Annotated in this window: 6 protein-coding genes; 2 read left to right on the top strand and 4 right to left on the bottom strand. The window is 38.9% G+C overall.

All coding sequences use genetic code 11. From position 1 onward, the window contains the following. Positions 1–366 precede the first annotated feature (366 nt). On the top strand, positions 367–1,209 hold the full coding sequence (locus KI375_RS15620) for an aldo/keto reductase (protein ID WP_212974388.1): 843 nt from the start codon (positions 367–369) through the stop codon (positions 1,207–1,209). A 405-nt stretch (positions 1,210–1,614) separates the two neighbouring features. Here the strand turns inward: KI375_RS15620 and KI375_RS15625 are convergent, their stop codons facing one another. The 3 genes from KI375_RS15625 to KI375_RS15635 all read right to left on the bottom strand — a co-directional run bounded on the left by KI375_RS15625 (position 1,615) and on the right by KI375_RS15635 (position 4,285). Next, positions 1,615–2,796 carry a Gfo/Idh/MocA family protein gene (locus tag KI375_RS15625; protein WP_212974389.1) on the bottom strand — a complete coding sequence of 394 codons (1,182 nt, stop codon included), beginning with the start codon at positions 2,794–2,796 and terminating at the stop codon, positions 1,615–1,617. A gap of 128 nt (positions 2,797–2,924) precedes the next feature. Then, positions 2,925–3,086, bottom strand: coding sequence for an aspartyl-phosphate phosphatase Spo0E family protein (locus tag KI375_RS15630; protein WP_207449569.1), 162 nt, complete (start codon positions 3,084–3,086; stop codon positions 2,925–2,927). Between the two features lie 506 nt (positions 3,087–3,592). After that, the gene (locus KI375_RS15635; protein WP_212974390.1) at positions 3,593–4,285 is read right to left on the bottom strand and encodes an AIM24 family protein; all 693 of its coding nucleotides are present in this window, start codon (positions 4,283–4,285) and stop codon (positions 3,593–3,595) included. A gap of 456 nt (positions 4,286–4,741) precedes the next feature. Between KI375_RS15635 and KI375_RS15640 the strand changes: the two genes are divergently transcribed. After that, positions 4,742–6,226 carry an MDR family MFS transporter gene (locus KI375_RS15640; RefSeq protein ID WP_212974391.1) on the top strand — a complete coding sequence of 495 codons (1,485 nt, stop codon included), beginning with the start codon at positions 4,742–4,744 and terminating at the stop codon, positions 6,224–6,226. 178 nt (positions 6,227–6,404) lie between these two features. Here the strand turns inward: KI375_RS15640 and KI375_RS15645 are convergent, their stop codons facing one another. Further along, on the bottom strand, positions 6,405–6,983 hold the full coding sequence (locus KI375_RS15645) for a hypothetical protein (RefSeq protein ID WP_212974392.1): 579 nt from the start codon (positions 6,981–6,983) through the stop codon (positions 6,405–6,407). Positions 6,984–7,148: the final 165 nt, after the last annotated feature.

The following is a 7,148-nucleotide window of genomic DNA, read 5'->3' on the forward strand; positions in this document are numbered from 1 at the left end:
CTTCTATGAACCGATTTTGAAGGATTTTCTCTGCTTTTTGATGCGTAGAATCTTCTACGAGCCGATTCTGGAGCATTTTCTCTGCTTTTTTGGTGCGTAGAACCTCCTACGTACCGATTCTTAAGGATTTACTTTGCTTTTTGGCGCGTAGAACCTCTCTTTGCAACTCGGTTTATCCGTTTCATTTGACGGTTACAAGTTTAGCATGAATGCTCGTGGCCTACATTTTACCAAGGACTTATGAAATTCAGGCTCCTCGATCGCGACAATTCACCAAGCTTACCATTTTGCAGCTGAGGCTTCCATTATGAAATCGATCATCATCTATGTTACTCTTAAACTACAAATAGAGAGGAGTGTATTGATATGAGTCAATTTATTCCAGAGGTTACGCTTCATGATGGGATTACGTTGCCAGTTATTGGATTCGGGACGTATAACTTGAAAGGCGCGGAAGGGGTTCGTGCAATCCAAAGTGCGATCAAGTGTGGCTACCGCCTGATTGACAGCGCGTACAATTATGAGAATGAGGGTACCCTAGGGGAAGCTGTTCGCCGTAGTGATATTTCGAGAGAAGAATTGCGCATTACCTCCAAACTGCCTGGCCGTTATCATACATATGATACTGCTGTGAAAGCAATCCAAGAATCTCTATATCGTGCCCAACTTGATTATTATGATTTGTATTTGATTCACTGGCCTAATCCACAACAGGATCAGTATGTAGAAGCGTGGCAAGCCTTGATTGATGCGCAAAAATGGGGACTTATTCGTTCTATCGGAGTCTCAAATTTCTTACCTGATCATATCGAGCGATTAGAACAAGAAACAGGTGTGAAGCCTTCTCTTAACCAAATTGAACTGCATCCCTTTTTCAATCAAGAGAAACAGCGGGTTTGGCACCAAGAACAAGGGATTCAAACAGAATCATGGAGCCCTTTAGCACGTGTAATAGATATCATAGACAATCCAATCTTACAAAAAATTGCTGGCCAGCATGACAAAACAGTGTCACAGGTGATTTTACGCTGGCATTACCAACTTGGGACGATTCCAATTCCAAAATCCGCTTCTCCGAGCAGACAATTAGAAAACATCTCGATTTTTAACTTTGCTTTAAATGAAGAAGAAATGAGACTGATCGCTTCATTAACTCAAGAGGATGGAAGGTTAAATGGGCAAGATCCCGCTGTATATGAAGAAAAATAACGTAGAACAAAAACGCAAGCGCCTTGATGTAAGAAGAATGGCTAAATTCGCACCGTCCTGGCGGCAGACTCAAACGCGACGTCCTATCGCTTCGTCTGCACTAGTACCTCCTGTACGTCGCAACGCCTTTCTGACCAGCATCCTGTTGGCCTCCGACAAGCAAATGTTCCTGAACCTAGGAAGGGGCTTTTTCCCTTCTTAGGTTCAGGGTTATTAAGCAGAACATCGGCTAAGTTCGCCGCGTCCACATGTCTTCGCCGATGAACTCACATCCTGTGAGTTTCTCGGGCTAGGTGCTGGAGCTGGATGTCGACCGCGACATAAGCTACTTATCCACAAGCGGCAATTTTATAGTTTCCAAAGCAATAGAAAAGGCGATTTGTCACCGCAAATCGCCTTTTTCTACTATTCTACTTGAATGCTCTTCCCTCGTTGACTCCATTTTACATCCAAATCAACTGGTAAGCTGCATTTTTCATAACATTCTATTAAGATATCTGCTAACCCTTCAACTGATATAAGCTTCTCGCTTTCGCTATATTGCACTATGGCTGGAGGAAATTCGGGAATGTTCGGAACCGATTGATGTATCGCTTGAATCGCTTTTGCATGTGGGGTGGCAGCTTCAATTCCGCATAATATGTTATGATCTCCCCTCAAGATTGCTTGCACGCATACCTTTAGTTTCGCTAGTGTATGAGAGGGGTCCTCATAACATATCTTTCTCCCATCATTCCATTGCACAACAATGTCGCTTGTTTCTCCTCCCTGATCAAAACTGATGGCAGCCTTTTCAAATTCTAATACATATTTTGGCCCTTTCGCCTCCTTCACTGCATGAGAAGCATAGTAAAATATATCGATATCATCCGTCGTCTTCATTTTTACAGCACATGTATCAAATGTTTCAATCTCATTCGCCCTATAAAGCTCAGCCGTTAATTCAGTTATATCAGCACTCTGATCTATTGAGTTCCCAGCTAAATAAAGCATATGATGCAAATGATGCGCAGTGGCATTACTGGCAATACTATCTAAAATGATTTTGCCTTTAAGGCTATATTTTTTCCCCGCCCAAGCTGAACGATTATAATAGTCTTGATTTCGCGGCCATAAAGTAAGGCTTTTAAACCTTTTCGCTCGTCCAAATTCTCCGTCCAAGATCTGTCTTTTTAATTGTTGTACAACATCCGTGAACGACCAATTAAAGCCTACGGCTAAAAAACGTCCGGTTTTTTCCGAGGTTTCCTTCATTTTTTGAATATCCTCTAAACTCGTCGAAATTGGTTTTTCACATAAGACATCGCTTCCATTTTCCATCGCCAAACACGATTGCTCTTTATGTAAATGAATCGGTGTAGAAATGATCGCCAAATCTGCTTTATTGTTTTCATAAAATTCTTCTAAAGACGTATAGATTGGTATTCTCATTTCCTGTATTTCTCGATAGTAGTTTGATTTTTCGGGAGAGATGTCAACCACCCCTGCTAGAAATATCTGCTTATTTTCCTTTTGCAAAAGCTCCCGCAAATACGTATGACCATATCCACTTACGCCAACTAGCACAATCGAAACCTTTCGATTCACAAAAAATCGACCTCCTTTCTATACATTCTACTATAGATTAGTCATTATTTTACCAACTATTTCATTTTTCAAATAAATCCTCATCATTTCATACAATTCAATGGCAACTGCCGAGCTAGGAAAGTGGCTCAGGACGACCGCTCCTCTCTGTTTTGTCTTGACTGTAAATCATTTAAAAGCTTGTCCAACATTTGCGAGATCATTAAAATTTCTGGGTCATTTGGATCCTGCTCATATTTTTGATACATCTTTCTCCTTAATAATTCTATTTCTTCATATAACTGATTAATAAAAAACCCCCCACTCTTTTAAGAAACTTTATCCTGAATGAACTGGTAATAAGATCTCACTTCAAAATTCGAGGAAACAAGAATAATTAGTGACGATCTCAACTGTAGCCAAATCTCAGATTCGTTCAGGCACGTAGGACGTAGGTTACAAAGACGAAAAAACTCAAGCACCCGACAAGCAAATGTTTCTAGTCTGTAAACTTCGTTCAATGAGGATGAGAAAAAACTCCACTGAATGAAGTTTTTCTTTATCAAAATTGAAATTCATTTACAGATGAATATTTCTCCATGATTCTATTTTACTGAGACTAGACCCATTAATCCAATATTTTTCGTACTCATACATTTATGAATGAAGCTCTTTGGTTGAACGATTGCTTTCGACCATAGAGATTGGCTGATATAATGACAAGAATATCATAAAATCGTTTTTATTTTCTCCCCTGGAAAGAGAGCTAATGATCTTTAAAAAGCTCTCTCATAACTATTCTTCTGGCAGTCCAGTTCTAATTATTCGGATCCATCAATACCTCTTCATACGGTTGAACAACGACAAAACCTTCCCCTTGGAACTTCATTTGAATTGATTCACCGCTCCCTCTTCCAAAAAAAGTTTTAAAGTTAATATCTGTTTGAATGGTTGGTTGCAAATTTCCTGACCAAGCAACAGTCGCGTTGGGGTCTGTAATTACAGGCTTTCCAGGTGTAACTCTTAATGTCAATGGCTCATAATGAGTTGTAATCGCAATCATCCCAGTCCCTTCACACCGGACATTGAATAATCCTCCAGCCATCATGCCTGCTATCCGCTTCATCAATTTGATATCCCATTTTACACTTGGTTCAAAGGCTAATAAATCATTCCCGTTAACGAAAATGATATCATTTTGCAGATGTAAAATAATCACTTTTTTACCCCGGTCTGCTAGATATAATTTTCCCTGTCCTGTTGCTTTCATTAAGGAAGCTCCCTCACCCGTAAACGCCTTTTTGAACGTTTTTCCAAGCCCATGTTCTAATATACCTTCACGGACAAACTTTATTTTCCCTTCATAGGCAACCATAGAACCAGTTTTTGCCCATACTTGCTTTTCTAAGTTTACCTCCAACAACCGAGGGGTTTCTAATTCGAATAGCCCTTCTCCCTTGTCTTCCTGCTCTGTTTGTTTTAAAAATTCCTCGATAGAATATTTTGTCATTATGCTCACAGCCTTCCTTTATTTTTTATATACGAAGCAACAACTTATTTTGTTTCAATCAAGTTTGTTTTTCGATACAGGCACGTTCAAATATCATCGATTCGAATCCTGTACTTTGTACAAATACGGCCGTCTTCCCTTCTCCGCGGCTTTCTTCATCAAAAACTCTTGCTATTCTTAAGAAGAGATGATACGATAACTCTACTATTTTGTACGGAGGCGTTTTTCAAATGACAATCTTATCATTCCGATTTTTCTTAACCTAATTGAATAGAAAAGAACTCTACTTGTGGGTAGAGGATTCGGAAAGAGTTTGTCTACTTTAAAAGTGAATAAAGAGAACTTTTCATTGGACTCTGATCAAATATTGGTGAAAAGTCCATTTCTATACACTCCTTCCGTCTGCTTCTGAACATAAGCAGTTGTTCGTAAAAATTAGAACGAAGGAGTTTTTTGATGGAAAAAAATAATCATTTAAATAAATATGAATACTTAGCAGATGATCCTAATGTGAAAACACTGCCTATTATGGTTTCCCTGATCATTGGGGCGTTTTTTGCAATTTTAAATGAAACATTATTAAATATTGCTTTAACGACCTTGATGAAAGAATTTAGCATCACACTACCAACAGTCCAATGGATGGCAACAGGTTTTATGCTGGTGATGGGGGTTGTAATTCCCGTCTCCGCTATCTTGTTACAATGGTTTACTACAAGACAATTGTTTTTAGGTACAATGATCGTTTTCACGATTGGTACAGCAATCAGTGCTGTCGCTCCAAACTTCTCCATTTTACTAGTTGGACGATTAATACAAGCAGTTGGTACAGGCTTATTAATGCCGATTATCTTTAATGTGTTTTTACTCATTTATCCACCACATAAGCGCGGGAAAATCATGGGGATGGTCGGCTTAGTGATGATGTTTGCGCCTGCAATCGGTCCAACGTTATCCGGTGTGATTGTTGAATATTTAGGTTGGCGCTTTTTATTTATCACTGTTATTCCTTTTGCACTTTTTTCAATTGCCTTTGCTTATAAATTTTTGATTAATGTGTCCGAGGTAACCAAGCCTAAAATTGATATTCTCTCCATTGTTTTCTCAACCATTGGCTTTGGGGCTGTCATTTATGGTTTCAGTGCAGCAGGAGAAAGTGAAGCAGGATTTTTCACCCCTATTGTCTATACGTTTATTATCGTGGGAATCGTGGGGATCATCCTGTTTTCATGGCGACAATTAAAATTAGCAGAACCGGTTATGGATTTACGAGTCTTTAAATATCCTATGTACACGCATGCTGTTATTATGTTTTTAATAATTATTATGTCCATGTTTGCATCAGAGATTATTTTGCCTATCTATATGCAGGGTCCCTTGGCTTTAACGGCTGCAACAGCTGGTTTAATTTTATTACCAGGAAGTATTTTAAATGGCATCATGTCACCTTTTATGGGCGCTCTTTTTGATAAGGTTGGCCCCCGTCTCTTGATGATTCCAGCTACGATTATCTTAAGTGGCACGATGTTTATGATGAGCCGCTTATCGACAGATACCCCCTTATGGATTGTGATCGTCGGATATATTTTATTAATGTTGACAGTCTCTGCAATTATGATGCCAGCTGAGACAAACGGTTTGAATCAGCTGCCTAAACGACTATACCCACATGGAACTGCGGTTATGTCTACTTTACAGCCTGTTGGCGGTGCCATTGGCGTTTCGGTTTTTGTCAGTATTATGAATGCAAAACAGCTTCATTTTTTGCAAGATGCATCAAATCCCAATGATCCTGCAACCATTAACGAAGCGATGGTAACAGGTGTAGAGCTTGTCTATTTCATCGCGTTTGCCATGTCGATCGTCGCCGTTCTTTTAGCACTATTTGTATATCGTGCCAAACCAGAAGAAACACCGCTTGAAACACAAAAAGAAGGATAATCAAGAACGGACTCTGATCTATTTTGATCAGAGCCCGTTTTTTTAAAAAAATTCGCTTTGGGACGACATATTGAGTCTACTCTTACATAGAAGGATCGCTTTTTCATCATGGGGAGTTCAATCAGACTGCCTCATTACAGTTTCTCCGCAGCCGTTTGCACTTTTCAGTGGAAGGAGTTCAAATTTCAATGGACATGAACGGAACAGATTCAACGTTTCTTTCATTCATTAACATAGTAAGATAATTTCTTAATTTTCCCTGATACACTAGTTTAAGTGTGGGGATTTCTTGAAAGTCATTCGGTGCGATGAGTGATATAGGTTGGTCAAACTGAAGGATATCACACTCCTTCAGGACATAGGCAACAAACTGTGAACAAAAGAAAGCATTCCGCCTTTTGATTGGCATACGAAGCATAACCCCTATTAAGCCAAATAAATTATAACGGTACTCTTCCTTCCGTGCTTCAATATCTCGTATGAAGCGGTTCATTCTCATCCATTGTTCCTCAGTTACAACCATAGAATAAACGACACAATCCGCTTCCCGAAACAACCTCTCTTTTACATCTTCTTTTGCAAATCCTGCCATAAAAGGATTATTAGCTGTTTTCCTACCAAAGCTATAAACCTCAGTTAGGTTAAAATCAAAACCAATAGATGCATGATTATAAGGTTGCCTTGTATATAATTTTATTAATCTATTAAGTATAGTCCCCGTATCTGTTAAAAGAATGTAGACATTTTTGCCCCCCATAGTATCCTCCTTGACCCCTGTAAATAATAGGTATAATCATTATACGACAAAATCAGCTTAATAGTTCCATAAATAACATATTCATGCTATCAAATTTCATTTTTTGTCTGGTTTACTGAAATATAGAGGGAGACTAAAGGGTTTTTTACGCCTATCGCATAATTG

Origin of the sequence: Bacillus sp. J14TS2 (genome assembly GCF_018333015.1) — a bacterium.
Classification (GTDB): Bacteria; Bacillota; Bacilli; order Bacillales; family Bacillaceae_C; genus Lederbergia.